The organism is Microbacterium sp. (assembly GCF_031180975.1).
Taxonomy (GTDB): Bacteria; Actinomycetota; Actinomycetes; order Actinomycetales; family Microbacteriaceae; genus Microbacterium.
In genome coordinates this window covers 539,706-566,496 of record NZ_JAPSLI010000001.1, presented here as the reverse complement: position 1 = coordinate 566,496, position 26,791 = coordinate 539,706, and the positions used below count along the sequence as shown (strand labels likewise).

Sequence of the window (26,791 nt, the reverse complement as noted above, 5' to 3'; positions counted from 1 at the left end):
CCGGAAGGAGGACACCATGGTCCACACGAAAACGGCCGAAAGGATCGTCGCCCGCACGAGGACGATCCGCGGCGGGATGGGCGCGCTGGCGATCGCCGCGCTCATGCTCACCGGATGCGCGGCGGAGGGCGAGAAGGTCGCGAGCCTCGACGACGACGCTCCCGCGACCAGCGAGCCGGATGCCCGCGGCCAGGGCGGCGACGGCGCGAAGTTCGCCGAGTGCATGCGTGATCACGGCATCGACATCGAGGATCCGGACGTCAGCGAGGGCGCCTTCGCGGTCACCATCCCGGAGGGCGTGGACCGCGAGGAGATGGAGGAGGCCATGCAGGCCTGCAAGGAGTTCATGCCGAACGGGGGAGAGCCGCCGAAGCTCGACCCGGAGGCTCAGGCCAAGATGCGCGCGTTCGCCGAGTGCATGCGCCGCAACGGGGTCGAGGAGTTCCCCGACCCGGGTCCGGGCGGCGGCTTCGAGATCGACGGCGACTCCGGATTCGATCCGATGTCGGAGGAGGCCCAGGCGGCGCAGGAGAAGTGCCGCGACGAGATGCCGGTGCTGCCCGGTGCACCCTCGGCGCCCGGAACGTCGGAGGACGGGCCGGAGAGCGCGCCGTCCGGCGGGGCGCCCAAGGAGTCCGCGGGGGTGACGGCATGAGCACATCGCGCCGGATCCTGTTCGCCGCGCTGGCGTTGCTGGGCGCCGGCGGCATCGCGCTCACCATCGCCGCGGCCGCCGGGTTCGGGTTCGCCTCCGCCGACGACGAGGCCGACGATCCGCCGCCGGCGACCGCCGAGGTCACCCGGCAGGACCTCGTCGCCAGCACCGAGGAGCGCGGACGGCTCGGTTACGCCGAGGAGACGACGCTGCGGGCCGGCGGCGGACGGGTCACTTGGCTCGCCGCCGTCGGCAGCACCGTCGATCGCGGCGGGCAGCTCTATCGCGTGGACGAGCAGCCCACCGTGCTGCTCATCGGCGGCCTGCCCGCGTACCGGACGCTGGAGTCCGGCATGACCGGCGCCGACGTGAAGCAGTTCGAGGAGAACCTCGCGGCGCTCGGGTACACCGGCTTCGACGTGGACGAGGAGTACACCAGGAACACCGCTGCGGCGGTGAAGAAGTGGCAGAAGAGCCTGGGCCTCGAGCAGACCGGCACCGTCGATCCGGCCCGGGTGCACTACGCCGCCGGCCCCGTCGTCGTCACGGCGCACGAGGCCCGCGTGGGCGACGACGCCGGCGACCTCGTGGTGGTGGCCGGCAGCACCCGCGTCGTCACCGTCGACCTGGACCTCGGCGACAGCCGGTTCGCCGTGGCGGGGGCCGCGGTCTCGGTGACCGTGCCGGACGGCACCTCGTTCACGGGCACGATCACCGGCACGCAGCCCACGGTCGTGGACGGCGATGTCGAGGGCGAGGAGAAGACGGTGCTCCGCGTTACGATCACGCCGGACGACCAGGCCGCCGTCGCCGCACTGCCCTCGTCCTCCGCCAAGGCGACCTTCGAGGCTGACCGTCGCGAAGGGGTGCTCGTCGTGCCCGTCACCGCGCTGCTCGCCCTCACCGAAGGCGGCTACGCGGTGGAGGCCGTCGACGGCGAGAAGACCCGCCTGGTCGCGGTGGACACCGGGCTCTTCGCCGGCGGACTGGTCGAGATCAGCGGCGAGGACATCGCCGAGGGCGACCGGGTGGTGGTGCCGGAATGAGCGCGGTGACGGATGCCGGACGCGACGGCGCGAGCCTCGCGGTCGAGCTGGACGGCGTGAGCAAGGACTATGCGGGGCTCACCGCCCTGCACGCGGCCACGCTCACCATCGCGGACGGCGAGTTCGTCGCCATCGTCGGCCCGTCCGGGTCGGGCAAGTCCACGCTGCTGCAGCTGATCGGCACCCTCGACCGGCCCAGCACCGGCAAGATCCGCATCCACGGGCACGACGTCGCCCGGCTCGACGACCGCGCCCTGGCGGCGCTGCGCGCCCGGCACGTCGGCTTCATCTTTCAGCAGTTCCACCTCTCACCCGGCATGCCGGCGGTCGACAACGTCGCCGAGGGGATGCTGTATCAGGGCATCCCACTCGCCGAGCGCCGACGCCGCGCCACTGCGGCCCTCGAACGGGTCGGGCTCGGACACCGGGTGCGCCACCGGCCGCACGAGCTCTCCGGCGGGGAGCGGCAGCGGGTCGCGATCGCCCGGGCCATCGCCACCCGGCCCTCGCTGCTGCTGGCCGACGAGCCCACCGGCAACCTCGACTCCAAATCGGGGGCGGGCGTGATGGCGCTGCTGGCCGGGCTGCACGCCGAGGGCACCACCCTCGTCGTCATCACACACGACGCCGACATCGCCGCGCGGGCGCCGGGGCGCATCCGGCTCAAGGACGGGAAGGTCATCGAATGAACGAGAAGCTGGTGCCGGCGCGGCTCGGGCTGCGCGACATCCTCCGGGTCGGTGGGGCGGGGCTGCGCACCCGCCCCACCAGGGTCGTCCTGTCGGCTCTGGGCATCGCGATCGGGATCGCCGCGATGATCGCGGTGGTGGGCATCTCCACCTCGGGGCGCGCCGAGCTGGACCGTCAGCTCGACCGGCTCGGCACCGACCTGCTCACGGTCAGCCCCGGCGACGACCTGTTCGGCGGCGACGCGGTGCTGCCGGAGGAGGCGACCGAGATGATCGCACGGATCGGGCCGGTCACGGCGGTGTCCGCGATCGGCACGGTCGACGCGAAGGTGTACCGCAGCGACCTCATCCCGGAGCAGGCGTCCGGCGGCATCCGCACGAGTGCGGCAGACCTCGACCTGCTGGAGACGATCGGGGCGACGATGGACGAGGGGCGCTGGCTGAACGCCGCGACCGCCCGCTATCCGGTCGTCGTGCTCGGCGCCACCACGGCCCGCCTGCTCGGGATCGAGCAGGCGGGCGCGGACATCCAGGTGCGCATCGGCGGAGAGTGGTTCACGGTCGGCGGCATCCTGAACCCGATCGCGCTCGCCCCCGAGCTGGACACCTCGGCGCTGATCGGGAAGGAGATCGCCGCCCAGCTGCTCGGCTTCGACGGGCACGCCACGACCGTGTACACCCGCTCCGACGAGTCGTCGGTGACCGACGTGCAGGCCGTGCTCGCGGCGACCGCGAACCCGGAGGCGCCCAACGAGGTGCAGGTCTCCCGGCCGTCCGATGCTCTCGCCGCGAGCGCCGCGGCGGATCAGGCGTTCACCGGCCTGCTCGTCGGGCTCGGTGCTGTCGCCCTGCTCGTCGGCGGCGTCGGAGTCGCGAACACGATGGTGATCTCGGTGATCGAGCGGCGCGCCGAGATCGGTCTGCGCCGGGCGTTGGGAGCCACCCGCGGGCACATCCGCGCGCAGTTCCTGACCGAGTCGTCGCTGCTCGCGCTCGTCGGCGGGGCGGCCGGTGTCGTGATCGGCGTCGCGGCCACCACGGGGTATGCGCTGCTGCAGACGTGGCCCACCTTCGTGCCGTGGTGGGCGTCGGCCGGGGGCCTGGCCGCCACCGTGCTGGTGGGTATCGTCGCCGGCCTATACCCGGCCGCGCGCGCCGCCCGCCTCTCGCCGACCGAGGCCCTGGCCGCCCCGTGACCGGCCGCAGGCGTGGGAGCGGCGGTCGGTAGACTGGACGGGACTTCCGAGGAGCCCCCACTCATGACTGACGCGCCTGCGCAGACCGCCGCCCCCGCCGACCCTTCGACGCCCTCCGCCTCCGCCGAGGAGGACGTCTTCGAGCAGAAGGCGGTGCGGCTGGCGAAGCGCGAGAAGCTCATCGCGACCAGGACGGATGCCGGTGGCGGCGCGTTCCCGGTCGGTGTGCCGGTCACCCACGGCATCCCCGCGCTGCGGGAGAAGTACGGCGACCTCGAAGCGGGCGCGGAGACCGGCGAGATCGTCGGTGTCGCCGGGCGGGTGGTGTTCAGCCGCAACACCGGCAAGCTGTGCTTCGCCACCCTGCAGGCCGGCGACGGTTCGCGCATCCAGGCGATGGTGTCGCTGGCCAACGTCGGTGAGGAGTCCCTCGCCGCGTGGAAGGAGCTCGTCGACCTCGGCGACCACGTGTTCGTGCACGGCGAGGTGATCTCCAGCCGCCGCGGCGAGTTGTCGATCATGGCCGACGACTGGCGGATCGCCGCGAAGGCGATCCTGCCGCTGCCGAACGTGTACGCCGAGCTGAGCGAGGAGACGCGCGTGCGCAGCCGCTTCCTCGACCTGATCGTGCGCGAGCAGGCCCGCACCACGGTGCGCGCCCGCGCGGCCGTGAACGCCAGCCTGCGCGCGACGTTCACCGCGCACGACTACCTCGAGGTGGAGACCCCGATGCTGCAGGTGCAGCACGGCGGGGCGTCGGCACGCCCGTTCATCACCCACTCGAATGCGTTCGACACCGAGCTGTACCTGCGCATCGCGCCCGAGCTGTACCTGAAGCGCGCCGTGGTGGGCGGCATCGAGCGGGTGTTCGAGATCAACCGCAACTTCCGCAACGAGGGCGCCGACTCCACGCACAGCCCCGAGTTCGCGATGCTCGAGGCCTACCAGGCGTACGGCGACTACCACCAGATGGCGGAACTGACCCAGGAGCTGGTGCAGAACGCGGCGATCGCCGTCGCCGGCTCCACCACGGTCACCTGGGCCGACGGCACCGAGTACGACCTCGGCGGGGAATGGGACCGCATCTCGATGTACGACTCGCTGTCCGAGGCGTCCGGACGCACCGTCACGCCGCAGGATGCCGTGGAGGACCTCATCGCGTTCGCCGAGGCGAACGGCGTGGAGGTGCCGCCGCACGCGACGCACGGCAAGCTCGTCGAGGAACTGTGGGAGCACTTCGTGAAGGGCGACCTGGTGCGCCCCACGTTCGTGATGGACTTCCCGGTCGACACGTCCCCGCTGGTGCGCGACCACCGCTCCATCGACGGGGTGGTGGAGAAGTGGGACCTGTACGTGCGCGGTTTCGAGCTCGCCACCGGGTACTCCGAGCTCGTCGACCCGGTCATCCAGCGCGAGCGGTTCGTCGAGCAGGCGAAGCTCGCCGCGAAGGGCGACGTCGAGGCGATGCGCGTCGACGAGGAGTTCCTGCGCGCGCTGGAGCACGGGATGCCGCCGTCGGGCGGCATGGGCATGGGCATCGACCGTCTGCTCATGGCGATCACCGGCCTCGGCATCCGCGAGACGATCCTGTTCCCGCTGGTCAAGTAGCCGGTCGGCGACGGCAGGCAGACCGGCCGGAACGCAGCAGGGCTCCGGCTGGTCATGTGGCGGCCGGCCCCCGCCGCAGCGTCCACTCAGGCAGGATCGCCGCCGACAGCAGGGTGCCGATCAGCGCCGCCATGCGGTGCTGAGGGTCGATCGCTAGCGCCTGCTCCACGTAGTGGCCCGCGTGCGTCGACCGGCCCAGCGCCCAGGACAACCACGCCGCGGCCGTGAACGCGCCCGGCCGGGCGTCGCGCGGCGCGCGCGACAGCGCCCGGCGCACCAGCTGCAACGCGCAGCCGAGACGGTCAGGATCTGGGCGCACGCCACGACCCAGGAACACCTCGCCGACGGCGTCAGGGACCCCCTCGCCGTTCTCGCCGAACACCAGCTGCGCGTCGAGCGCCCGGCATCCGAACTCTAGATTGGTCGCCCACTGCACCAGGATCGCGTCCCGCAGCATGGGCCGGGTCAGGCACCACAGCAGTGCGGCGCAGGCGAACGGATCGTCGTCGTCGGGCGCTTCGAGCAGCGCCTCCGCGAACCCCGGCAGGTTGTCGAGCAGGAGCTCGGCCGCGTCGATGGCCTGCGGGTGCTCGTCGGCGGCGGGCGCGGCCACGCCGCGGCGATGCCGTTCCAGGACCTTCTCCAGGTCGCACAGCGCCCGCCCCACCCGCTCGCGGTCGGCGAGATCCCCCGGCGGCAGTTCGGTGCCCGCCCACTGGTCGCCGCTGACGTCGCCGGCGCCCGGCACCGGCGCCGGCCAGGGGATGCCGGACATCGGCGAGATCACCGGGTCGTCGATGAGGTAGTCGCCCCAGCCCTCCGGCGTGACGCACAGTCCCTCGAGCACGCGCAGGCCGGCATCGTGGCAGACTGCCAGCACGGTCTCGATCAGGCCCAGCCGGGGCAGCAGCAGGCCGTCGGGAATGCGTTGCGCGGACTCATCGGTGTACACCACGGCGGCGACGGCATCGATGCCGACGACACGGGTGAGCAGCGTGAGCACGGTGTCGGCGTACTCTTCCGGGTCGACATCGTCGGCCGGGAGGTCGAGGCGCATCGCGCCGTAGGTGCGCTTGCCATGGAACGGCAGCAGGACGAGGCTCTGCCGGGGTGTGAACCCCGCCAGGGTCGGGACGATGCCGAGGAGCTCGGCGGAATCGGAGGCTTTCAGGATCGTGCTCATGCGGGGAGTGTGCTCGATCGGATGCCGTCCGCGAGGGCCGAACAACCCGATGTGCACGGATCGGCGGCGAACCCGGAATGTGCAGGACGAATGGAGGCGACGCCCGACGATCGAGCGGAGCGCTCCTGCCGTCCGCTCGAGCCGAGCCCTCCGGCCTTCCGCACTGCCCGAGCGCGTAGCATGGAGGGGTGGAGAGCTTCTGGGTCGCGGCGCTGTGGTCGATTCTGCCGACGGCGGTCGTGGCGACCGTGTTCTTCTTCGTGCTGCGCGGCATCCTGCGCTCGGACAGCACTGAGCGCAAGGTGCATGCCCGCATCGAGGCGGAGGAGCGCGCCGCGCGCGGACTGCCGCCCCGCGCCTCCTGACCCGCGCTCGTCCTGAGCGTCGACGCATCGGGTTACGCTGAACCCAGGCGCCTCACGGCGCGGGGGAGAAGGGGCGTGGCGGGTGTTCGACATCTCGAGCTGGCCGTGGTGGGTCGTCGTCGGGTACGTCGTCATCGACATCACGGTCCGTGTGGTCGCCGTCATCGTCATCCCCCGCAACCGCCGTCCCACGTCCGCGATGGCGTGGCTGCTGGCGATCTTCTTCATCCCCGTGCTGGGGGTGCTGATCTTCCTGCTGATCGGTAACCCCCGGTTGCCGCGCGCCCGGCGCCGCAAGCAGACGCAGATCAACGAGTACATCGCCGACACCGCCAGCCACCTGCACTTCGGCACGCTGCGGCCGGACGCGCCGGAGTGGTTCCCGCCGCTGGTGGCGATGAACCAGCGGATGGGCGCGCTGCCACTGGCCGGTGACAACGGCGCGCACCTGATCGCCGACTACCAGACCTCGTTGGACACCATGGCCGCCGCGATCCGCGAGGCTCGCGAGTACGTGCACGTGGAGTTCTACATCCTGCAGGCCGACGCCTCGACCGACGACTTCTTCCGCGCCCTCGAGGAGACCGCGGCCCGCGGCATCCCGGTGCGGGTGCTGCTGGACTACTGGGCGAACCGCTGGAAGCCGAAGTACCGGCAGACCATCCGGCGGCTGGAGCGAATGGGGGCCGACTGGCACCTCATGCTGCCCGTGCAGCCGCTGCGCGGTCGCATTCAGCGTCCCGACCTGCGCAACCACCGCAAGCTGCTCGTCGTCGACGGCAAAGTCGGCTTCCTCGGATCGCAGAACGTCACCGACTCGTCGTACAACCTGCCCAAGAACATCCGCCGTGGACTGCACTGGGTCGACCTGATGGTGCGCGTGGACGGGCCGGTCGTTGCGAGCATCAACGCGGTGTTCCTCAGCGACTACTACGCCGAGACCGACCGGGTGCCGGACGGGATCGACATCACTCGCGTGCAGCCGGGCGGCGGCGACCTGGACTGCCAGATCGTGCCGTCCGGGCCCGGTTTCGAGGTCGAGAACAACCTGCGCCTGTTCCTCAGCCTGCTGTACGCGGCCAAGTCGAAGATCATGATCGTCAGCCCGTACTTCGTCCCCGACGAGGCGCTGCTGCTCGCGGTCACCGCGGCGGTCGACCGCGGCGTGCAGGTCGAGCTGTTCGTGTCGGAGGAGGGTGACCAAGCCATCGTGTACCACGCACAGCGCAGCTACTACGAGGCGCTGCTGCGCGCCGGTATACGCATCTGGATGTACCCGAAGCCGTACATCCTGCACACCAAGAGCGTCACCATCGACGACGAAGTCGCCGTCATCGGGTCGAGCAACATGGACATGCGCTCGTTCGGTCTGAACATGGAGATCTCCATGCTCGTCCGCGGCGAGGAGTTCGTGCGCGAGGTGCGCACCGTCGAGGACGCCTACCGCTCGCTCAGCCGTGAGCTCACCCTCGATGAGTGGATGCAGCAGCCGCTGCGCTCCACGGTGCTCGACAACCTCGCCCGGCTCACCTCGGCGCTGCAGTAGGGCTTTGAGACGATCCGAGGCCACGTGACACCATCACGGTATGGCCTCCCGACTTCTGCGCTCCGCGCTCGCTCTCGGCGCACTCACCCTGCTCATCGCGGGCTGCACCTCGGCGCCCGGTGACTCTCCGGCCCCCACCAGCAGCGCCGGAGCGGATGCCGGACAGCCCGGCGACGGCCGGGACGAGGAGCCCGAACCCGGCGACGTCGAGGCCGCCTGGCTCGACGACGGCCGCGGCTTCGCCGTGGTCACCTGGGGCTCGTCGGGCTGCGTACCGCACGCGGCGGAGACCGTGGCCGATGGTCAGACGGTGACCGTGACGTTGCAGGACCGGCCGGCGGATGCCGTGTGCACCATGGACTTCGCCCCTCGGGCCTCGTTCGCCGCGCTGCCGCAGGGCGTGGACCCGACCCGCGACGTGCGGGTGCGTGTCCGCTACGGGGACGTCTCGGGCGACGCGGAGCTGGAGGCGCTGCCGGCCGCGCCGGACGGCGACAGCGGCGTGCTCACTGGCAAGGCGTCGGCCGGGTGGTTCGACGACCAGGGCCTTGTGCTGCTGACCTGGGGGTCGGGTTCCTGCCGGCCGGTCGTAGAGGAAGTGGTGCAGAGCGCTGCCGGCGCCACGGTGACGTTCGCACCGTTCGACGGGGTGTGCACGGCGGACATGGCGCCGCGCACGACGGTGATCGTCCTGCCCTCCGAGCCCGAAGACGACGCCCCGTTCACGCTGACCGTCCGCGACGGCGACGCCCAGACCGAGGTTCCCGTCAGGTAGCCCCTCCAGCGGCAGAAGCAGGCCCGGGAGACCGGGCGGCGGCTAGAAGCGCGAGACGTCGTGTCCGGCGGGAAGCACGATGGTGAGGCCGCCCTGCTGGATGCGGCACGCCATCCGCACCGCCAGGCCCAGCTCGTCTCCGTCCAGTTCGATCGAGGTCGGCGCGACCATCGCCGCCTCGGCCGAGCGCCCGCTCAGGTAGCGGATCGACGCGTCCTTGCCGCGGCGCTCCAGCACTCGCCGCCCCGCCCTGGTGCGCCGGAGCACCGAATTGTCCCACCAGATCTTGCGCCAGATGCCGAGCCAGCCCAGCGGACCGGTCGGCTGGATGACCGCGATGTCCATCTTCCCGTCATCCAGCGAGGCGTCGGGCATCAGCGAGATGCCGGCCGGCAGCGCGCCGCAGTTGCCGAAGAGCACGCTCTGCACCTTGGCGGAGTGCAGTCGGCCGTCCTCGATCTGGTACACGATGCGGAACGGTCTCGCGCCGGGCAGCGAGCGCGCGGCGCCGTCGATGTACGCCACCCACCCGACCGACCGCTTCAGCTCGGCCTTCGTGTTGGCGATCATGTCGGCATCCAGCCCCATGCCGGCGAGCACGACGAACGCGTGCTCGCTGGCGGTGCCGTCGGGGCGGGTCAGCGCCGCCCAGCCGATGTCGACGGGGTGCGTGAAACCGGTGAACACCGCCTCGATCATGGTCTCCGGGTCGGCCAGGGGCAGGCCGAGGTTGCGGGCGAACAGGTTTCCGGTGCCACCGGGGATCACTGCGAACGGCACACCGGTGCCCGCCATCGATTCCGACACGGCTCGCACGGTGCCGTCCCCGCCGGCCGCGAGCACGGCCGCCGCGCCTGATGCCAGCGCGTCGCGCGTGACCTGCTGACCTGGGTCCTCGATCGTCGTCTCGTAGAACCACGGCCGTCCCCAGCCGTGCTTCCTGGACAGCGCGATGACGGCGGAGCGCAGGCGGGCGGCATCCACTTTCACCGGGTTGTAGACGAGGGCCGCGTGCGCGACCTCGAGCCCGGATGCCGTCATGACCACACTCTACGGCGGAAAAGCCGCCGGACCCGGCGGTTCGGAGGGCGTCGATAGACTTGCACAATGATCGATCTCGCCCTTCTCCGTGACGAGCCGGAGCTTGTCCGACGCTCCCAGATCGCGCGCGGCAATGCGCCCGAGACCGTGGACGCGGCCATCGAGGCGGACCGATCGCGCCGCGCCGCGCTGACCCGGTTCGAAGAGCTGCGCGCCGAGCAGAACGCGTTCGGCAAGGTCGTCGCCAAGGCGCCCAAGGACGACAAGCCGGGCCTGGTCGCGCAGGCCAAGGAACTCGCCGAGCGCGTGCGGCAGGCGCAGCAGGAGGCGAATGAAGCGGCCGAGGCCGCGGCATCCGCTCTCGCACTCATCGAGAACGTCGTGATCGACGGCGTCCCCGCCGGTGGCGAAGAGGACTTCGTCGAGCTGCGCCGGGTGGGCGAGATCCCCGCGTTCGGCTTCGAACCGCGCGACCACCTGGAGCTCGGTGAGATGCTCGGCGCCATCGACATGGCCAGGGGGGCGAAGGTCTCGGGGGCGCGGTTCTACTTCCTGCGCGGCATCGGTGCGCGCCTCGAGATCGCCTTGATGAACCTTGCCCTCGACAAGGCGCTGCAGAACGGCTTCGTGCCGCTGATCACGCCGACACTGGTGCGTCCGGAGATCATGCAGGGCACCGGCTTCCTCGGCGAGCACGCCGACGAGGTGTATCACCTCGACAAGGATGACGACCTGTACCTGGTCGGGACCAGCGAGGTGCCCCTCGCCGGGTACCACAAGGACGAGATCGTCGACCTGTCCGAGGGTCCGCTCCGGTACGCCGGCTGGTCGACGTGCTACCGCCGCGAGGCGGGGTCTTACGGCAAGGACACCCGCGGCATCATCCGCGTGCACCAGTTCAACAAGCTGGAGATGTTCGTCTACACCACCGTCGAGGACGCCGAGGTGGAGCACGAGCGGCTCGTCGCGCTGCAGGAGGAGATGCTGACCGCGCTGGGCCTCGCCTACCGGGTGATCGACGTCGCCGCAGGCGACCTCGGCTCCAGCGCCGCGCGCAAGTTCGACATCGAAGCGTGGGTGCCGACGCAGCAGGCGTTCCGCGAGCTCACCTCCACGTCGAACTGCACCACCTTCCAGGCCCGTCGTCTCGACATCCGGCACCGGCCGGAGAGTGAGGAGGGCCCGGCGAAGACGCAGCATGTCGCCACGCTGAACGGCACGCTCGCCACCACCCGCTGGATCGTCGCGCTGCTGGAGACCCACCAGCAGGAGGACGGCTCCGTCGTCGTTCCGGAGGTGCTGCGGCCGTACCTCGGCGGGCTCGAGGTCATCGAACCGGTGGCGGCGACGCGACCGCCGCAGGGCGTCAAGTGACGGATCGGCGCCTGGTCGGGCTGGACATCGACGGCACGATCATCCTGCAGGACGAGACACTCAGCCCCGGCGTCGTCGAGGCGGTCGCCGAGGTGCGGGATGCCGGACACGAGGTCCTGCTCGCCACCGGGCGCAGCTGGTCCGCCACCGAGCGGTACGTCGACCTGCTCGGACTGACCAGCGAGTTCACTGTCTGTTCGAACGGCGCCGTGACGATGCGCCGCCGTGACGGGGAGTGGGAGCGCTGGCACGTCGAGACGTTCGACCCGTCTCCCGTGCTGACCATGTTGCGCGAACGGCTCCCCGAGGCGCGCTACATGGTCGAGCTGGGCACCGGGCAGCGGCTGTACACCGCGGTCCTCGACGACTGGACGCTCGACGGGGGCCGGGAGGTGCCGTTCGAGGAGCTCGCCGCCCAGCAGGTGTCCCGTGTCGTGGTGGTGTCGCCGCAGCACGACGAGGCCGACTTCCAGCGACTCGTCGCCGAGGCCGGACTCAACGAGGTCACGTACGCGATCGGGTGGACGGCGTGGCTCGACATCGCTCCGGAGGGCGTCGACAAGGGCACCGCTCTGGAGCGGGTGAGCGCCGAGCTGGGCCTGGACGGCGACGGCGTGTTCGTCGCCGGCGACGGGCGCAACGACATCGGCATGTTCGGGTGGGCGCTGCGGCGCGGCGGCAGGGCGGTCGCGATGGGGCAGGCTCCCGACGAGGTGCAGGATGCCGCCGGCGAGCTCACCGGGCACGTCGAGGACGGCGGGCTGGCGTCGGCCCTGCGCACTCTGCTCTGAGCGGCGCGGACCGGTCGTCGTCGACGCCGATCATGACCCCCGCCCAGGGTCTCCCCAGGTGAGCACGGAAGAATGGGTGGTCGGCCGAACGGGCTGGTCACCGAACCGGATAGACTCGGCCCTGGTCGTCCGGTGCGAACCGGACGAGGAGGGTTGTCCGAGCGGCCGATGGAGCTGGTCTTGAAAACCAGTGGGCAGAGATGTCTCGTGGGTTCGAATCCCACACCCTCCGCTTAGATCCGAAAGGCACCGTGTGAGCACGTCGAGAACGCACCGGCATCCGGTCGCGCGCCACGGCCAGCTGCACTCGCCGACCCCGCTCGGGCAGCTTCTGAAGATCATCGGCATCACGCTGGCCGTCGTGCTGGTCAGTGGACTGGGCGTCATCGGCTACGTCGTCGGCGGCTGGACCAGCACCGTGAACGCGAACGCGGTCGAACTGGAGAACCAGAAGGAGCTCCCGCCCGACATCGGCGCCTACAAGGGCGGTTTCGACATCCTGCTGACAGGCGTCGACACCTGCGAAGAGAAGTACAAGCACCTGTTCGGCGACCGCTGCAAAGGTCCCGACGCCAACGGCACCCTCAACGACGTGAACCTGCTGGTGCACGTGTCGGAGGAGCCGCGCCGCATCACCGCCGTCAGCTTCCCTCGCGACCTCATGGTGCCGATCCCGGAGTGCACCGACGAGGACGGCAACACCCGCTCGGCGAAGAGCAGGCAGGCGTTGAACAGCGCCTACCAGGACGGCGGACTGAACTGCGTCGTCAACACGATCAGCGAGCTCACCGGCGAGGATATCGAGTTCGCGGCATCCGTCACCTTCGGCGGCGTGATCGAGATCACCGACTCGATCGGCGGTGTCGAGGTGTGCCTCGCGAACCCGATCAAGGACCGCTACACCGGCCTGGACATGGCCGCCGGCACGCACACCATTCAGGGCTTCCAGGCGTTGCAGTTCCTGCGCACCCGGCATGGCGTCGGCGACGGCAGCGACCTGGGCCGCATCGGCAACCAGCAGCAGTACATGACCCGTCTGGTTCGCAAGCTCATCAGCGGTGAGGTGCTCGGCAACGTGCCCACGATGTTCAAGCTCGCCGACACCGGGCTGAACAACGTCGAGGCCAGCACGTCGCTGGCCGACCCGATGAAGATCGTGCAGATCGCGCTCGCCGTCAAGGACGTCCCGTTCGAGGACATCGTGTTCGTCCAGTACCCCTCGGTCGAGGACCCCTCCAACGCGAACCGGGTGGTGCCCGACCGCGACGCGGCAGCAGAGCTGTGGGACGCCATCGCGGCGAACAAGCAGCTGCAGATCACGCACGAGACCACCGGAAACGACGGCGTCGTGCTGGAGGAGCCGACCACCCCGGAGACGCCGGAGACCCCGGCTCCGGAGCAGACCGGTGGCACCGAGACTCCGGCACCGACCACCTCCGCGACGCCGGCGCCCGACGTGGCGCAGCTGCCGTCCAACATCAAGGGCAACTCCGCCGCACAGCTCACCTGCTCGAACGGCAACGTCCGGGGCTGACGCGCAGGTTGCCCTGTCCCGCCGACCCGCCCGCCGAGTGCACGGGAAGTCGCTGAGCGCACCGGATCGCCGCGCCGGAAGGCCGTTCACTGGACGGGATGCCGTGCGCTCGGCGCGCCATGCCGGTCGGGCGCCCTGCGGTTCGTGGGTCTGCGCGGACAGGTTATGATGGCATGACGCGTTCAGCTCCGGCCGGGCGCGTGGAGACGTCGCATAGTCAGGCCTAGTGCACCACCCTGCTAAGGTGGAGTCCCCTTTAAGGGGACCGAGGGTTCGAATCCCTCCGTCTCCGCCATTGTCCTGAGTCGCGACATCGTTTACGAACGAGTCGCTGCTCAGGACTTTTTTGTGGGTTCGGGGTGTTGACGGTGGCGGGGTGCTGGTGAGTCGCGTCATCGTTGACGGCGCGGGGGTCATGGATTCTTCGGGGTCGGCATCCGCGCCCGCCGGTATCAGCTCGCGGCGCAACTCGATGATCCGGTCGCGGATCGCGGGAGCGGTGGTCCCGGGCCGGGTTCTCGGGGCGCGAGAGCGCGGCGCGACTCCTTCCGGCCATTCGGCCTGGTAGCGGCGCACGAGGGTATGCACCCACTGGCGAGTGACACCGAAACGAACGGCGGCTTCCGCGTGGGTGAGGCCTTGTTCGTGGACAGCCCGGACGGTCACGAGGTTCTTCGGTTCACCGTCAGCGATGACGCGACTCAGGTGTCAACGATCACGCGCACGATCCAAGCGAACAGCTGTCAACGATGTGGTGAATTCCAATACCCCCGTCTCCGCCATTCGTCTGAAGGGTTCTCGCGTAGCGGGGACCCTTCCTCGTTCCTCCCGGCACCAGCGGTGCACCCCCGCACGCCGCGGCCTCTCCGGTAACCTCTCACCCATGGCCACCGCTAGAACGCACACAACGAAGCGCGAGGCGTTCGGCTCGCGGAACGTGTTCATCCTCTCCGCGATCGGCTCTGCCGTCGGGCTCGGGAACATCTGGCGGTTCCCGTACGTCGCGTACGAGGGCGGCGGTGGCGCCTTCCTCATCCCGTACCTGTGCGCGCTGCTGACCGCCGGCATCCCGCTACTGTTCTTCGACTACGCGATCGGCCACCGCTTCCGCGGCTCCGCGCCGCTGGCGTTCCGCCGCATGCACCGGGCGGCGGAGCCGCTGGGGTGGTGGCAGGTCCTCATCTGCGTGGTCATCGCCAGCTACTACGCCGCGATCATCGCCTGGGCCACCATGTACACCTGGTTCTCCGCCCAGCTCACCTGGGGGCCCGGCAACGAGCAGGACTTCTTCTTCGGCGAGTTCCTGCAGTCGGCCGACGTCGCAGAGGCCGGCGTCTCCACCACGTTCGTCCCGCAGGTGGGCATCCCGCTGGCGTTCGTCTGGCTCGCCGTGATCGTCATCATGGCGCTCGGCGTGAAGCGCGGCATCGGCCGCGCCAACCTGATCCTCATGCCGCTGCTCACCGTGATGTTCGCGATCCTCGTCGTGCAGTCGCTGTTCCTCCCCGGCGCGCTGGAGGGTCTGAACGCGTTCTTCACGCCCAACTGGGAGGCGCTGGCGAACCCGGCCGTGTGGGCCTCCGCCTACGGGCACATCTTCTTCTCGCTATCGGTCGCCTTCGGCATCATGGTGACCTACGCGTCGTACCTGAAGCGCAAGACCGACCTCACCGGCTCTGGGCTGGTCGTCGCCTTCGCGAATTCCGGGTTCGAGATCCTCGCCGGCATCGGCGTGTTCGCGGCCCTTGGTTTCATGGCGCAGGTGCAGGGCACCGAGGTCTCGGGCGTGGCCTCGTCCGGCATCGGGCTCGCGTTCATCGCCTTCCCGACGATCGTCTCGCAGGCGACGGGCGGCTCGATCATCGGCGTCCTGTTCTTCGGCGCCCTGGTGTTCGCCGGGGTCACCTCTCTGATCTCGGTGCTGGAGGTCGTCGTCGGCGCCCTGCAGGACAAGCTGGGCTGGGGCCGGGTGCGCACCACCCTGGTCGTCTCGATCCCGATCGCGGTCATCTCGATGGCGCTGTTCTCGACGACGACCGCCCTGACCGTGCTCGACACGACGGATGCCTTCGTCAACGCGTTCGGCATCATGCTGGTGGCACTGGTCGCGGTGATCGTCGTCGCCTGGCTGCTGCGCCGCGTGCCGATGCTGAAGGAGCACCTCAACCGCCGCTCGAGCTTCAAGATCGGCTGGTTCTGGATGCTGCTGGTCGGCGTCCTTGCGCCGGTCGTGCTCGGCTACCTGTTCATCAGCGAGCTCATCGCCAAGATCTCCGCGCCGTACGGCGACTACCCCGGCTGGTTCCTCGGCATCTTCGGCTGGGGCATGGTCGTCGCGCTGATCGTCCTCGCGGTGCTGCTGTCGCTGCTGCCGTGGGGAGGCCGGTCGCACGCCAAGGACGACCCCGACTACGACGAGTTCCTCGACGTGGAGCAGTACGATCCGGATCCGGAGACCAGTGCGGTCCCTATGGAGCGGGCCGGACAGAGGGGAGCGGACGCATGACCACCGCAGCCGTCGTCATGATGATCGTCGCGATGGTCACGGTCTGGGGCGGTCTGATCGCCGCCACCGTGAACCTCGCCCGCCACCCCGAGCTCGCCGACGCGGAGCCCGATCCGCCCGTCGAGCTGTAGGCGTCACCGCCGCGCGCCAGCGCCCGCCCCGTCCGTCCTCGCCCCGCCAGCGAAAGCACTGGCGCGGCCGGGCGGAAGCGAGGATGATGGGCGCAGGCACGCATGAGGACACCGCCGTCTGTCGCTCGTCACATCGCTCTTTCACTGGTCCCCATGCCCGGCAGAGGGAGCCCCGATGAGCACGCCGTCCGAACCGTCGCCGGTCCATCCGCGCACCGCGCACTCTCATCCCGCACTGGGCGGGCAGGGGCCATGTTCGTCTCCACGGTGACCGTCGACGGGCACCAGCGCATGGCCGACGCCGCCGTCCGTACGGCGGCTCTATCCGACGACGCCTACGTCGTGGTGCGCCGCCGCGCGGACTACGGCCCCCTCTTCCACGCGGTGCGCGCGGGATCGATCCGCAGCCTGGCCGCCCGCGACGGCGACGCCACGGTGATCGACGCCCTCGGCCTGCGACAGCAGAGGGCACTGCGGTCCGTGCAGCTCGTCGACATCGCCCGTCGACCGGATGCCGCGGACGGGGCGATCACGGTCGTACTCGACGGGGCCGGCGTCGAAGGGCTGCTGGTCGCGGATGCCGGCGGGCGAGGGGACGTCGGAGACGAGCGCGTCGGCGCGCCGCCTGCCCCCTACCTGCCTCCGGCCATGGCGCCCCCGCCGACGGGTCCCATCCCCCTTCCGGCGCCCGCCCTGCCGTCCCCGCCGCCGCGGCGGGAACCCGGCCCGATCACCGGCGTCGTCCCCGTCCCCGGGTTCGTACCGGTCCCCGACCCGCTGATCCAGCCGGACGGGGCTCCGCCGCCGGCCGCGCCTGCGCCGGCCGCCCCGCCGCCCGCCGCGCCTCCGCCTGCCGCCTCTCCGCCACCGGCATCCGCCCCTCCGCCACCGGCCCCGGCGGCCCCTCCGCCACCCACCGCGCCTCCGCCTGCCGCCTCTCCGCCCGCCGCTTCTCCGCCACCGGCATCCGCCCCGTCGTTCACGCCACCAGCGCCAGGAGGCGACGCGCCTCGGGTGGACACCACGACGCAGACGATCCCGATCATCGACGACCCGGCCGCGCCTTTCACGTCCCACCCGCGCATCGACAGCCCTGGCCAAGTCGTCGTGGGGCGCCCGTTCGACGTCGTCGTCGGGCTGGCCCCGCGGCCCGCCGCCGGGACGGCGGGCGGGCCGGTGACCGTCGAGACCGCGCTGGCGGAGTTCGACCTGATCGTCTCGATCACCGCCCCCGGGTTCTCGGCAACGCGCACCAGGGACGTGCTGCACGTGGTGCGCGCGGACCCGGCATCCGAGCGGGTGACCTTCACCCTCACGCCGGAGCCGATCGAGGACCCCATCGGATCCGCGCTGCTGCAGGTCGACTTCTCGTTCGGCGGCCTGCCATGCGGCCGCGCCTGGCACGCCGTCATCGTCTCGTCGGGCGGTGTCGCGCCCACCCTCGTCGGCCCGGTCCCCGGGCCCGTGCCCGGGTTCAGCACCCCCGTGCAGGTCCTCGAATCCGAGCGTCCGCCCGATCTGGTCATCACGGTGACCGAGAACGACGACAGCACACAGCTGGACTGGCAGTTCGACAGCCGGCATGCCGGCCTCCCCGTGCCCGACCGGCCGGTGCGCACCCGGTTCCGCCAGCACAACGCGAAGTCGTTCGCGATGCAGCAGGTGCGGCTGATCCACGAGAGCGCAGGCGCCGGCGCGGTCGGCAACCGGGTGCTCGGCGTCGCCAGGACGATCGCCGATCAAGTGCCGCCCGAGGCGTGGCAGGTGCTTGCCGCAGTCTGGCAGCGGACCGCGCAGGAGGGGCGCCCGCCGGCCGTGCTTCTGGTGAGCACCGACGCCTACATCCCGTGGGAGCTGGCGTCCACCGAACAGGACTACATCGACCCGCAACTGGTGGATACGTCGCTGCCGCCCCTGCTCGGCGCGCAGACCGCCATCAGCCGGTGGAACGCCCCGCGGCCCCGAGGTGCCGGCGGACTGCTGTTCCCGCCGCTGCCGCCGCCGGAGTCGCTGGACGTGCGGGTGATGACCCTCGTCATCGGCGACTACCTGGCCACCAGCGGTCAGCGCGCACTGCCGAAGGCGATGGAGGAGGGCGACGAACTCGCGGCTCTGTACCGCGCCGTCCGTCTCGTCGCCACCCTGGGCGAGATCGACGCGCTTTTCGACGGCACCCTGGTCCGCGACGGCGCGCCGGTCGTCCCCGACATCGTGCACTTCGCGTGCCACGGGCAGATCGACCCGAACCCCCGCTTCAACGGGATCGTGTTGAACGAGGGGCATGCCCGCCTCGACGCGCTCTACGTCGCCGGCAGTCGGCTGCGCGGCAGCTTCGTCTTCATCAACGCCTGCCAGGTCGGCCAGACCACCGAGCTCCTCGACGACGCCGGCGGACTCGCCACCGCGTTCCTGCGCACCGGTGCGAGCGGCTTCGTCGCGCCGCTGTGGAACATCGACGACCAGATCGCCAAGGACACCGCGCTCGGGTTCTACCGCGCGGCGCTCGACGACCGGGTGCCCGTCGCGGAGGTGCTGCGGCGGCGTCGCGCCCTGTTCGACCCCGCCGCGCCCACGCCGCAGCCCACGCACCTCGCGTACGTGTACTACGGCCACCCGAACCTGGTGCTGGCCAGGGCCGCCTGAGCGCGAGAGGAAACGGAGGCACCGGATGATCCCCCTCGATGGCACCGGCACCGGCGTAGATGTGGCGCCCGGCTACCGCATCACGGCTCCCGGCCTGGTGGGCACCGTCACAGCACGCCCGCCGCGCCCGCCGGGAGCCGCCGACCGCGGGCCGGAGCAGGCGACGCAGGCGCTCGACCTGGCGTTCGGGCTGAGCGGCTTCGCAGAGATCATGAACTTCGACCTCGACGTCCGTGAGGTGCCGCCTCCGCCGTCCGCCCCGCAGACGCGCACGGCCGCCGGCGAGGACGCGTTCGTCCTGGAGACGCCCGATCTCGGCCCGGAGGTCGGGCAGGTCGTCGTGGTGCTCGACGAAGCGGGCGCGGTGTCGTGGAGCTTCCCCGAGTCGGCCGACCACGCCGTCGAACCGCCGAGCACGCGCGGAGCGGGCGGCGTCAAGCGCTTCGTCATCCGGCAGTCGACACCCGTCCCGCCGGCCGAGGCGGGCGAGCGCGGCCTGTTCGGCGCGCTCGGACGCAAGCTGCTCAAGGTGCTCGTCTACCCCGTGGTGGATGCCGTCCTCGGGCCGGTCACCGAGCACTTCGCGAACCGGTGGGAGAGCGCGCGCCGCCCCTACCTGGTGCGCTCCTTCCTGCCGGACTCGTTCCGCCGCCCGGCATCCGTCCCGCTCGGCGAAACGGACTGGAACCGCCTCGGGAGGGGGCGCGCTCTGCTGTTCGTGCACGGGACGTTCTCGCGCTCGCACGCCGCCTTCCACCAGCTGCCCGACCAGACGATGCAGGAGCTGCACCGCCGCTACCAGGGCCGCCTGCTCGCGTTCGACCACTTCACCCTGTCGCACACACCGCAGCAGAACGCGGCCGAGCTCGCCGCCCGGATCCCGCACGGGATCGACCTGGAGGTCGATGTCGTCTCGCACAGCCGGGGCGGGCTGGTCACGCGGGTGCTCGCCGGCGAGCTCGCGGATGCCGGCGTGCCCGGCCTGCACGTCGAGAAGGCCGTCTTCGTCGCCGCGCCCAACCACGGCACCGCGCTCGCCGACGCCGACCACATGATCGCCTTCCTCGATCGGTGCACCACTCTGCTGAACATGGCGCCACCAGGGCCGGCCGAGATCGTCGCGGGTGTTCTCGAGGCGATCCTGACCGTGGTGAAGATGGTGGGCCACGCCGCGCTGAACGGACTTCCGGGGCTGACGTCGATGGCCCCGCAAGGCGCGTTCATCGAGCGCATCAACGCTGGCCGCCGCCCCCGCGCGGAGTACTACTCCATCGCGGCGGACTACCGGCCCGACCGGTCCGGCCCCTTCTGGGCGATGGTGCGCGACACCGCGAAGGATGCCGTCGTCGATCGCGTCTTCGGCGGCGCCGCGAACGACCTGGTGGTGCCGACGCTCGGGGTCTCCGAGGGGAGCGCCGACCCGGTCTTCCCGCTCGCCGGCGACCGCGTGCATTCCTTCGCGGGCGCCACCGGCGTGCACCACAGCAACTACTTCGAGAAGGCAGCGACCTCCGAGCGCCTTCTCGCCTGGCTCACCGGGGAGTGACCCATGAACCTGTCGTCGCGCGCCGCCCGCAGGACTCCGACCCGCGCCCTTGTCGCCGCACTCGCCCTGGCGCTGGCGGCAGGGCTCGGCGGATGCACCACCGCTGCGCCCGCGCCATCGCCGGAACCGACCTCAGCAGACCCTGCGGAGCTGCTGCTCATCGGCATGCGCGGCTTCGCGATGGAGGACCTCGGTCTCGACTTGGAGGACCTCGGCTACAACGTGGCCGACGCAGGGGAGGGCGTCACGTCGACCACCGACCTGGTGCTCGTCGTCGTGAGCGGCGTCGACGGCCCGTTGCCGCCGACGCGGGAGGCCGTCGCCGGCCTCGCCGGAAGCGTGGTGCCGAGGGTGGCCGTCGCGGTGACCGACGTGGACGAACAGGACGACCCGGAGATCATCACGTTCGTCGTGCGGGAGACCGTCGAGCTGCTCGCCTCTTACGGCATCGCACCGGTGGACGCCGAGAACCCCGTGCTCTCTCCCAGTGGCGACATCCGCGCCACGATCGACCGCCACCTCCGGCGCGCCCCGCGCGACTACCGCCCGATGGCGCCGGAACCGCCGTCGCCGCCGGAGGGACCGGCGATGGTCGATAACCTCGCCGGCGTGCCGATGAACGACGCGCTCAGCATCCTCACCGAGAAGGGGCTGGTGGGCGAGGTGCTCGCCGACCCCGACCTCGGAGTCGTCAGCGACTGCAACCCGCCGGTGCAGGGACAGGCGCCGGCCGCCGGCACGACCCTGCCGGTCGGCAGCATCGTCGGACTGCTGGTCCCTCCACCGGATCGAGCAGACCCCGCCATGGCCGGCTGCCTCCTCCCGGAGCGGACCAGAGCGCAGATCGACGAACGCCTGGCGGCGATCGACGCGCAGCCGACCGGATGATCCTCAGAATCCGGTCACGATGCCGAACATGCAGTTCTCGAAGTGGTCGAGCGTCAGATCCAGCGGGTAGATGTTCCCCCACGAGTACACGCTGAACCGGATGCGCCCGCCGCTCTCGTCGAGACCGCCGGCGTACACCACCCAGTGGTCGGGCCATGGCGGCACGATCCCGGACGGCGCCGAGAACATGTCGGAGTGGATCATGACGAACGCGCTGCCGCCACCCGCCCACACCTGGTGCGCATAACGGATCGCGTCGAACTCGCCCCACACGAAGGTGGTGCTGTTGGACACGTTGTCCTTCAGCAACAGTTCGCTGGTCCAGCCCTCCATCTCCCACGGTGTGGTCATCCCCTCGATCATGCTCGTGACGCCCGTGGAGCTCGGCGACACCCCGAACACGGCGTTCTCGCTGTTGCGCATCGTCGCGATGAGCATCCAATCGGCGGGGCGCATGTTCTGCCCGGCGTGCGTGGAGCGCAGACCGTCCGGCGCGTCCACGCGGTGAGTGCGCGACCAGAACCCTCCGGTCTCGAACAGCTGCCGGCACAGGTCGACATACCGGCGCGGCTGGGTGCGCGCCAGCTCGAACACGATCGACGTCGGACCGCAGAAGTTGGAGTTGACCTGGTTGATGTGCGTCGGGTTCCACCGCCGGTCGCGCAGGTCCTGGATGATGTCGGCCTTGTTCAGTCCGGGCCACATCGAGGGCGCGGCGGATGCCTCGAACTGGTCGATGGCGAACGTCGCGAGGTCGCTCGCGGTGATGTCGGAGCGGTCGATGACGCTGTAGGTCAGTGTGTAGTCGGCGTCGTCCTGCCGGAACGTCGCGGTTGCGTGCTGCGTGTCGACCGGACCGATCGCCACGATGCCCAAGGCGTCGTCGTCGTCGCCCGGGAAGTCGCCGTCCTCGTCGAACAGCCGCAGCGTGCAGCTGCTGGAGAACAGCAGGGCTGCGTTCAGCGCCCAGTCCTGCCCGTTGTCGAGGTCACGCCGGTAGGCGAAGTGCAGCTCGCCGTCGTTGTACACCTCCAGCCGGCACTCGTCGGCGCCGGTCCAGTCCTCGGTCTTCGTGCAGTGCAGGTTCTCGAGTGTGATCTGTTTCATCGTCCCTCTCCTCGATCTGTCGTGGCGGATGCCGGACCCCTCCGGCTCTCGGGAGGCGGCGCCATCCCGACGTGGTGCACTATCGTCGGCGCCCCGGCCAGGGCGACCTCCGACAGCGCGGTATGCAAAGGGCGGCGCAACGGCGCCGGATGGGCCAGCGGCAGCGACGCCGCCGCGTACAGCTCCGCCGATGGCCAGCGCTCAACGCGGGCGCGGGCGAGCACGGCATCCCGGACCCGGTGATCGCGCCGGAACCGCTGGTGGGCGAAAGTGAAGGCGGCGACGGCGACGACCGACGGACCGGCGGTCGCGACGCTCACAGCATGGTTGCGGCCGGCGGCGGCGTCGTCAGTCCCGACGGTCGCCGCCGCGAGCGCGGAGGCGAGGCGAGTCAGGCCGGCCCGGCCCGCAAGCGTCTGCAGCAAAGCGGTATCCGTGTAGGGCGGGCGAACGTACAGTTCGACGGCGTCCGACCCGTCAAGCGCCAGCCCGATCAGGCGGACGGGACCCGTCCCGGCGAGCACATGCCACGCCTGTGGCGCGACCGCGGCGGCCAACCGCGCGCCTCGCTCGGCGGCGGGGTCTACCTCGACGTACAGCTTGTGCCTCGTCGCCGCGGCGGTGTGACGGCTGCCGAGCCACGCGCCGAAGCGCGGGGTGAAGCCGCGCTGGTGGCGGTGCAGCAGCTCGGCGACACCCGCCGGCAGGCCGGTGGAGCCGAACAGCGCGGCGATCCGCACGGCCTCGTCGACCGCGCCGCGCCGATCGGCCTCAGGCGGGACGACATCGACGACGGTGCGCACCTCGTCGGTCGCCGACGTCACGGCGAACTCCACCGGATGCCGATCAGGGGTCAGACAGCTCGATTCCCACGCCAGGGCGCCCGTCGCCGAGCGTCGCAGGCCGCCGAGGGAGATGTCGAGCTCGGCGCGGGCGCGCTCGGCGTGCAGCGGCCGCACGCCCCCGATGCGCTCCAGCAGGCCGGCGACGCGCGTCTCGCCGGCCGTCGTCTCCAGGGTCTGCGCTGCCATGTCACGCCCCCGTGATGCTCCCGTCCTCGGCGACCGTGAGGAACTCGCCGGGCCCCCTGGCCGGGGCCCCGCGGACGACCTCGCCGTCGGCGCCGAGCAGGGTCGCCTGGGTCGTCGTGTCACGGCGGGCGGGGTCCACGATCCCCACCTGCATGCGGGCGGGGGAGAGGCCGGCGCCGTCGAGCTCCAGCCGGCGCGTCGCGCGGTACGAGCCGTCATCGTAGGACAGATCGATCACGACCTGGGCGAATCGGCCCGCCGGGACGGCGAAGTCGATTCGCCGCACGAGGTGGTCGGCGAACGGTGAGCCGACCACGACGGCGGTGGCTGTCGCGTCCCTCGCGGGTGCGACGATGGTGCCGCCGTCGACCAGATGGTACGTCGTCTGCACGCTGTAGGCGATGTCGCTGCGGCGGTCGGTGCGCACTCGCCAGGCCTGGGTCTCGCCGCCGGGGCGGACCTCGAAGTGACGCGTGGACGTCCAGCCGGTGCCGGTCACGTGGGTCAGCACGACCTCCGCCGAGGCCACCTCGAGCGGGTCGAGACGGTCACTGCGCACGTCGACGCTCAGGAACCCGATGTGGTGGGTCGGGTCGAGCTGCAGAGTGCGGTCCTCGACGCGGCCGGGTTCCACCACGACCTCGTTGCGTTCGGCATCCCATCCGCTCTGCGGGTCGAAGTGGTACTCGATGCGCGGCCGGTATCCCAGGTCGTAGTCGCCCGCGATGGGGACCACCCAGTGCTGCGGCTGCGGATGCGCGGCGTCGAAGACGAGGTCGGCGTGCCGGTGCTTCTGCGGGTCGACGGCGGCGTCGCCGTAGTCCAGCGCCACCGCGACGGACTGCAGCCCGATGGGCTCGAACGCGCTCGTCACCGACACCTCGACATCGAGCGTGCGGAAGAACGGGTCGTCGAGGTCCACCTCCAAGAAGTGACCGGGACCGGTCAGGTCGTCCAGCATCAGCCCGAGGAGCGACTGCGGGGCATACTGCCTGGTCACCGCCTGCTCGCGGTGGTATTCGAAGACCATCGTCTTCCGCTCCACCTGCTTGATCGCCTTCACCGCGAACGTGAGGATCGCGCCGGACCCGGCGGCACTCGCGCCGGGGACGGCCGGAGTCGCGCCGGTGCCAGGGGCGGTGGGCGTGCCCGGTGCGGCAGGGGTGCCGGGGCTGGGCGGGCCGGCGGGCGCGCCGCCTCCTGGCGGTCGAGGTGGCGGGGTGGGGGTGCCGCCGGGCGGCGACGGCGGTGCGGGCGGGGCGGGCGGCGTCGGGGCGCCACCCGGTGCAGGGGGCGTCGGCGCGGTGCCGCCAGCGGCGCCGCCAGGCGTGCCGGCCGGCGGCGTGGTGCCGGGGGGCGGTGGTGGCGGGGGCGGGGTGCCGCCGCCCGGAGGGGTGCCGCCGCTCATGGTGTGCCTCCTGTGGGTGTCTCGATCGTCGCCGGCCAGCCCGGGATGATCAGCTCGAAGTCATTGGTCCCTGTGATGCGGCGACAGTCGTACACGCCCCGTTGCACGAGCTGACCGCCGGGGAAGACGGCGGCGACCAGCGCGTCGGGCGACGCCGCGGTGACGATCGTCTTCGTGACCGGGATCCGCACCGTCAGGGTGCCGGGGAGCGGGGCGGTCAGCTCGTCCAGCGCCTGGTTCGGCTCGGCGGGGCGCTGGCCGGAGGCCAGCACGGGCTCACCGGTGGTGGCGTGGCTGCGAAGCTGCCCCGCGTCGGCGACGGTCAGCTCGGGGAGCGAGGTGATCGCGGCCGACACCCAGCCCGTCCAGCCGGCCGGCACGGACACCTGGAGCTGGCTGGCGCTGCCGGGTGGGGTGGTGACGTCGTGCCAGGTCTCGCCGACCTGGTAGCCGAACGTGTACACGCCGTTGACGCCGTGGGTGCCGTTCTCCTCTACGAAGTTCACGAACACGTCGCGGGTCTCCGGAGCGGCCGGCGGCGTCGGTGTCGGCCCTGCAGGCTCGGTGCCACCGCCGGGCGGCGGTGTGGGTCCGGCCGGCGGCGTCGGCCCGGCGGGAGGTGTGGGTCCGGCCGGCGGTGTCGGCCCGGCGGGGGGTGTGGGTCCGGCCGGGGGTGTCGGGCCGGTGGGTCCGGGCGGGACGGGGGTGCCGCCGCCGGACGGCGGGGGAGGAGTCGGAGGGGCCGGCGGGCGGGGACCCCCTCCGCCGCTCGGGGCGGGTGGCGCGGGCGGGGTGGGCGGTCGCGGCTGTCCACCGGTCGAGCTGCCCGGCGCACCGGTGCCCTGCCCAGTACCGGTGCCGGGCCCGAAGACGGCGGCGCCGCCTCCGGCGCGGGGCGCGGCGGCCATGCCGCCCTGCAGGGCGCCGGGGGTGAGTGTCGGGGTGAACCACGCCTGGAGCAGGTGCTGAGTGAAGAAGTCGATCGCCGCCCTCTCCTGCTCGAGCCGGTTGGCATCGGTGCTGTAGTTGGTCACCTCGATCGTGATCGCGCCCTGCTGCACCAGCTCCTCGATGCCGGCCTGGATGGCGACCTCCACGTAGTACACGTTCGCGTTCAGGCCGGCGCTGAAGTGCCGGTAGACGCGTTCGAGGTCCGCGGTGATCCGCACGTCGAGCGACGGCTGCATCGCAGTGAACGTCAGCGTGTAGATGACGCCGATCGGCGTGGCGCCCTGCGCGAACGCGGCTTCCAGGAGCGTGGCGCCCTCGGCGCTGAGGGTGAGGCTGAACACGGCGTGGTTGTCGCCGAACAGCGACGGCGTCCGCGCCCCGAGGATCTGCTGCACGGCGACGAACGTGCCGTCGTCGCCGACCGTCGCCGTTGTGCCGCCAGGGCCCTGAAGGTTCAGGGCAACGCACTCGACGGTCCCGGAGTCGAACGGCACAGCCGTCAGGCGCGCGTTCGCCGGGATCTCCGCGCGCACGCGGCGCTCGATCTCCTCCGGCAGCGTCAGCGCCACGGTGAACATCAGGAACCCGCCGCCGCGCACGCCGCCCTCCGCTGCGGCGCGCTTGTACTTGATGAACGTGAACTGCGGCCGGTCGTCGGAGGGTCGTTTCGCGATCTCGAGATGCGCGGGGAGGTACCAGTACTGGTCCTCGTCCGCGTGATCGGGGAACACGGTGACGCCCTCGATCGTCCGCATTCCGCTGCCGAGCTGGAGCATG

Annotated in this window: 22 protein-coding genes and 2 tRNA genes; 18 read left to right on the top strand and 6 right to left on the bottom strand. The window is 71.3% G+C overall.

Going from position 1 to position 26,791, the window contains the following annotated elements; all coding sequences use genetic code 11:
* The first annotated feature begins 16 nt into the window (after positions 1 to 16).
* The 5 genes from RIF65_RS02625 (at position 17) to lysS (ending at position 5,194) form a co-directional block, all read left to right on the top strand.
* Positions 17 to 655 carry a hypothetical protein gene (locus RIF65_RS02625; RefSeq protein WP_309065938.1) on the top strand — a complete coding sequence of 213 codons (639 nt, stop codon included), beginning with the start codon at positions 17 to 19 and terminating at the stop codon, positions 653 to 655.
* Positions 652 to 1,701: a peptidoglycan-binding domain-containing protein gene (locus RIF65_RS02620; RefSeq protein WP_309065937.1), complete on the top strand. Its 1,050-nt coding sequence runs from the start codon at positions 652 to 654 to the stop codon at positions 1,699 to 1,701. The genes RIF65_RS02625 and RIF65_RS02620 overlap by 4 nt, the downstream gene beginning before the upstream one ends.
* Positions 1,698 to 2,390 (top strand): ABC transporter ATP-binding protein, encoded by a 693-nt coding sequence (locus RIF65_RS02615; RefSeq protein ID WP_309065936.1) that lies wholly within the window; start codon positions 1,698 to 1,700, stop codon positions 2,388 to 2,390. The genes RIF65_RS02620 and RIF65_RS02615 overlap by 4 nt, the downstream gene beginning before the upstream one ends.
* On the top strand, positions 2,387 to 3,586 hold the full coding sequence (locus RIF65_RS02610) for an ABC transporter permease (protein WP_309065935.1): 1,200 nt from the start codon (positions 2,387 to 2,389) through the stop codon (positions 3,584 to 3,586). Before RIF65_RS02615 ends, RIF65_RS02610 begins: the two co-directional genes overlap by 4 nt.
* 63 nt (positions 3,587 to 3,649) lie before the next feature.
* The gene (lysS, locus tag RIF65_RS02605) at positions 3,650 to 5,194 is read left to right on the top strand and encodes a lysine--tRNA ligase (RefSeq protein WP_309065934.1); all 1,545 of its coding nucleotides are present in this window, start codon (positions 3,650 to 3,652) and stop codon (positions 5,192 to 5,194) included.
* Positions 5,195 to 5,246: 52 nt separating this feature from the next.
* Here the strand turns inward: lysS and RIF65_RS02600 are convergent, their stop codons facing one another.
* Positions 5,247 to 6,377, bottom strand: coding sequence for a DUF4192 family protein (locus RIF65_RS02600; RefSeq protein ID WP_309065933.1), 1,131 nt, complete (start codon positions 6,375 to 6,377; stop codon positions 5,247 to 5,249).
* Positions 6,378 to 6,565: 188 nt separating this feature from the next.
* Here RIF65_RS02600 and RIF65_RS02595 point away from each other — a divergent pair, with 188 nt between their 5' ends.
* The 3 genes from RIF65_RS02595 (at position 6,566) to RIF65_RS02585 (ending at position 9,063) form a co-directional block, all read left to right on the top strand.
* Positions 6,566 to 6,742: a hypothetical protein gene (locus tag RIF65_RS02595; protein ID WP_309065932.1), complete on the top strand. Its 177-nt coding sequence runs from the start codon at positions 6,566 to 6,568 to the stop codon at positions 6,740 to 6,742.
* Positions 6,743 to 6,833: 91 nt separating this feature from the next.
* Entirely contained in the window at positions 6,834 to 8,288 is a 1,455-nt protein-coding gene (gene cls / locus RIF65_RS02590) for a cardiolipin synthase (protein WP_375142120.1), read from the top strand.
* A gap of 40 nt (positions 8,289 to 8,328) precedes the next feature.
* Positions 8,329 to 9,063 (top strand): hypothetical protein, encoded by a 735-nt coding sequence (locus RIF65_RS02585; protein WP_309065930.1) that lies wholly within the window; start codon positions 8,329 to 8,331, stop codon positions 9,061 to 9,063.
* A 42-nt stretch (positions 9,064 to 9,105) separates the two neighbouring features.
* Here RIF65_RS02585 and RIF65_RS02580 read toward each other — a convergent pair whose 3' ends face one another.
* The gene (locus tag RIF65_RS02580) at positions 9,106 to 10,104 is read right to left on the bottom strand and encodes a diacylglycerol/lipid kinase family protein (RefSeq protein ID WP_309065929.1); all 999 of its coding nucleotides are present in this window, start codon (positions 10,102 to 10,104) and stop codon (positions 9,106 to 9,108) included.
* Positions 10,105 to 10,170: 66 nt separating this feature from the next.
* On the opposite strand from RIF65_RS02580, the gene serS reads away from it, so the two are divergent.
* From serS to RIF65_RS02530, 10 genes are all read left to right on the top strand, one after another.
* Positions 10,171 to 11,478 (top strand): serine--tRNA ligase, encoded by a 1,308-nt coding sequence (gene serS / locus RIF65_RS02575; protein WP_309065928.1) that lies wholly within the window; start codon positions 10,171 to 10,173, stop codon positions 11,476 to 11,478.
* Complete coding sequence (locus tag RIF65_RS02570; protein ID WP_309065927.1) at positions 11,475 to 12,269, top strand: HAD family hydrolase; 795 nt, start codon at positions 11,475 to 11,477, stop codon at positions 12,267 to 12,269. Before serS ends, RIF65_RS02570 begins: the two co-directional genes overlap by 4 nt.
* A gap of 147 nt (positions 12,270 to 12,416) precedes the next feature.
* A tRNA-Ser gene (locus tag RIF65_RS02565) sits at positions 12,417 to 12,501 on the top strand.
* A 21-nt stretch (positions 12,502 to 12,522) separates the two neighbouring features.
* Positions 12,523 to 13,803, top strand: coding sequence for an LCP family protein (locus RIF65_RS02560; protein ID WP_309065926.1), 1,281 nt, complete (start codon positions 12,523 to 12,525; stop codon positions 13,801 to 13,803).
* A gap of 202 nt (positions 13,804 to 14,005) precedes the next feature.
* Positions 14,006 to 14,098: transfer RNA gene (locus RIF65_RS02555), tRNA-Ser, on the top strand.
* 588 nt (positions 14,099 to 14,686) lie between these two features.
* Positions 14,687 to 16,309: a sodium-dependent transporter gene (locus RIF65_RS02550; RefSeq protein ID WP_309065925.1), complete on the top strand. Its 1,623-nt coding sequence runs from the start codon at positions 14,687 to 14,689 to the stop codon at positions 16,307 to 16,309.
* The gene (locus RIF65_RS02545) at positions 16,306 to 16,440 is read left to right on the top strand and encodes a methionine/alanine import family NSS transporter small subunit (protein ID WP_309065924.1); all 135 of its coding nucleotides are present in this window, start codon (positions 16,306 to 16,308) and stop codon (positions 16,438 to 16,440) included. The genes RIF65_RS02550 and RIF65_RS02545 overlap by 4 nt, the downstream gene beginning before the upstream one ends.
* 252 nt (positions 16,441 to 16,692) lie before the next feature.
* Complete coding sequence (locus RIF65_RS02540; RefSeq protein ID WP_309065923.1) at positions 16,693 to 19,083, top strand: CHAT domain-containing protein; 2,391 nt, start codon at positions 16,693 to 16,695, stop codon at positions 19,081 to 19,083.
* Between the two features lie 25 nt (positions 19,084 to 19,108).
* Positions 19,109 to 20,629 carry an esterase/lipase family protein gene (locus RIF65_RS02535; protein ID WP_309065922.1) on the top strand — a complete coding sequence of 507 codons (1,521 nt, stop codon included), beginning with the start codon at positions 19,109 to 19,111 and terminating at the stop codon, positions 20,627 to 20,629.
* A 3-nt stretch (positions 20,630 to 20,632) separates the two neighbouring features.
* Positions 20,633 to 21,517, top strand: a complete 885-nt coding sequence (locus RIF65_RS02530; protein ID WP_309065921.1) for a hypothetical protein — start codon at positions 20,633 to 20,635, stop codon at positions 21,515 to 21,517.
* Between the two features lie 3 nt (positions 21,518 to 21,520).
* Here RIF65_RS02530 and RIF65_RS02525 read toward each other — a convergent pair whose 3' ends face one another.
* The 4 genes from RIF65_RS02525 to RIF65_RS02510 are packed head-to-tail and all read right to left on the bottom strand — an operon-like array spanning position 21,521 to position 26,790.
* A complete protein-coding gene (locus RIF65_RS02525) occupies positions 21,521 to 22,624 on the bottom strand; it encodes a hypothetical protein (protein ID WP_309065920.1) in 1,104 nt (367 codons plus the stop codon).
* Positions 22,621 to 23,655 (bottom strand): hypothetical protein, encoded by a 1,035-nt coding sequence (locus tag RIF65_RS02520; protein WP_309065919.1) that lies wholly within the window; start codon positions 23,653 to 23,655, stop codon positions 22,621 to 22,623. Before RIF65_RS02520 ends, RIF65_RS02525 begins: the two co-directional genes overlap by 4 nt.
* 1 nt (position 23,656) lies before the next feature.
* On the bottom strand, positions 23,657 to 25,063 hold the full coding sequence (locus RIF65_RS02515) for a hypothetical protein (protein ID WP_309065918.1): 1,407 nt from the start codon (positions 25,061 to 25,063) through the stop codon (positions 23,657 to 23,659).
* On the bottom strand, positions 25,060 to 26,790 hold the full coding sequence (locus tag RIF65_RS02510; protein ID WP_309065917.1) for a hypothetical protein: 1,731 nt from the start codon (positions 26,788 to 26,790) through the stop codon (positions 25,060 to 25,062). Before RIF65_RS02510 ends, RIF65_RS02515 begins: the two co-directional genes overlap by 4 nt.
* Position 26,791 lies beyond the last annotated feature (1 nt).

What these genes read in the sequence shown, in the direction of transcription:
- RIF65_RS02625 (WP_309065938.1), top strand. Translation starts at nt 17, where the DNA reads ATGGTCCACACGAAAACGGCCGAAAGGATCGTCGCCCGCACGAGGACG.
- RIF65_RS02620 (WP_309065937.1), top strand. Translation starts at nt 652, where the DNA reads ATGAGCACATCGCGCCGGATCCTGTTCGCCGCGCTGGCGTTGCTGGGC.
- RIF65_RS02615 (WP_309065936.1), top strand. Translation starts at nt 1,698, where the DNA reads ATGAGCGCGGTGACGGATGCCGGACGCGACGGCGCGAGCCTCGCGGTC.
- RIF65_RS02610 (WP_309065935.1), top strand. Translation starts at nt 2,387, where the DNA reads ATGAACGAGAAGCTGGTGCCGGCGCGGCTCGGGCTGCGCGACATCCTC.
- lysS (WP_309065934.1), top strand. Translation starts at nt 3,650, where the DNA reads ATGACTGACGCGCCTGCGCAGACCGCCGCCCCCGCCGACCCTTCGACG.
- RIF65_RS02600 (WP_309065933.1), bottom strand. Translation starts at nt 6,377, where the DNA reads ATGAGCACGATCCTGAAAGCCTCCGATTCCGCCGAGCTCCTCGGCATC.
- RIF65_RS02585 (WP_309065930.1), top strand. Translation starts at nt 8,329, where the DNA reads ATGGCCTCCCGACTTCTGCGCTCCGCGCTCGCTCTCGGCGCACTCACC.
- RIF65_RS02580 (WP_309065929.1), bottom strand. Translation starts at nt 10,104, where the DNA reads ATGACGGCATCCGGGCTCGAGGTCGCGCACGCGGCCCTCGTCTACAAC.
- serS (WP_309065928.1), top strand. Translation starts at nt 10,171, where the DNA reads ATGATCGATCTCGCCCTTCTCCGTGACGAGCCGGAGCTTGTCCGACGC.
- RIF65_RS02550 (WP_309065925.1), top strand. Translation starts at nt 14,687, where the DNA reads ATGGCCACCGCTAGAACGCACACAACGAAGCGCGAGGCGTTCGGCTCG.
- RIF65_RS02545 (WP_309065924.1), top strand. Translation starts at nt 16,306, where the DNA reads ATGACCACCGCAGCCGTCGTCATGATGATCGTCGCGATGGTCACGGTC.
- RIF65_RS02540 (WP_309065923.1), top strand. Translation starts at nt 16,693, where the DNA reads ATGTTCGTCTCCACGGTGACCGTCGACGGGCACCAGCGCATGGCCGAC.
- RIF65_RS02535 (WP_309065922.1), top strand. Translation starts at nt 19,109, where the DNA reads ATGATCCCCCTCGATGGCACCGGCACCGGCGTAGATGTGGCGCCCGGC.
- RIF65_RS02530 (WP_309065921.1), top strand. Translation starts at nt 20,633, where the DNA reads ATGAACCTGTCGTCGCGCGCCGCCCGCAGGACTCCGACCCGCGCCCTT.
- RIF65_RS02525 (WP_309065920.1), bottom strand. Translation starts at nt 22,624, where the DNA reads ATGAAACAGATCACACTCGAGAACCTGCACTGCACGAAGACCGAGGAC.
- RIF65_RS02520 (WP_309065919.1), bottom strand. Translation starts at nt 23,655, where the DNA reads ATGGCAGCGCAGACCCTGGAGACGACGGCCGGCGAGACGCGCGTCGCC.
- RIF65_RS02515 (WP_309065918.1), bottom strand. Translation starts at nt 25,063, where the DNA reads ATGAGCGGCGGCACCCCTCCGGGCGGCGGCACCCCGCCCCCGCCACCA.
- RIF65_RS02510 (WP_309065917.1), bottom strand. Translation starts at nt 26,790, where the DNA reads ATGCTCCAGCTCGGCAGCGGAATGCGGACGATCGAGGGCGTCACCGTG.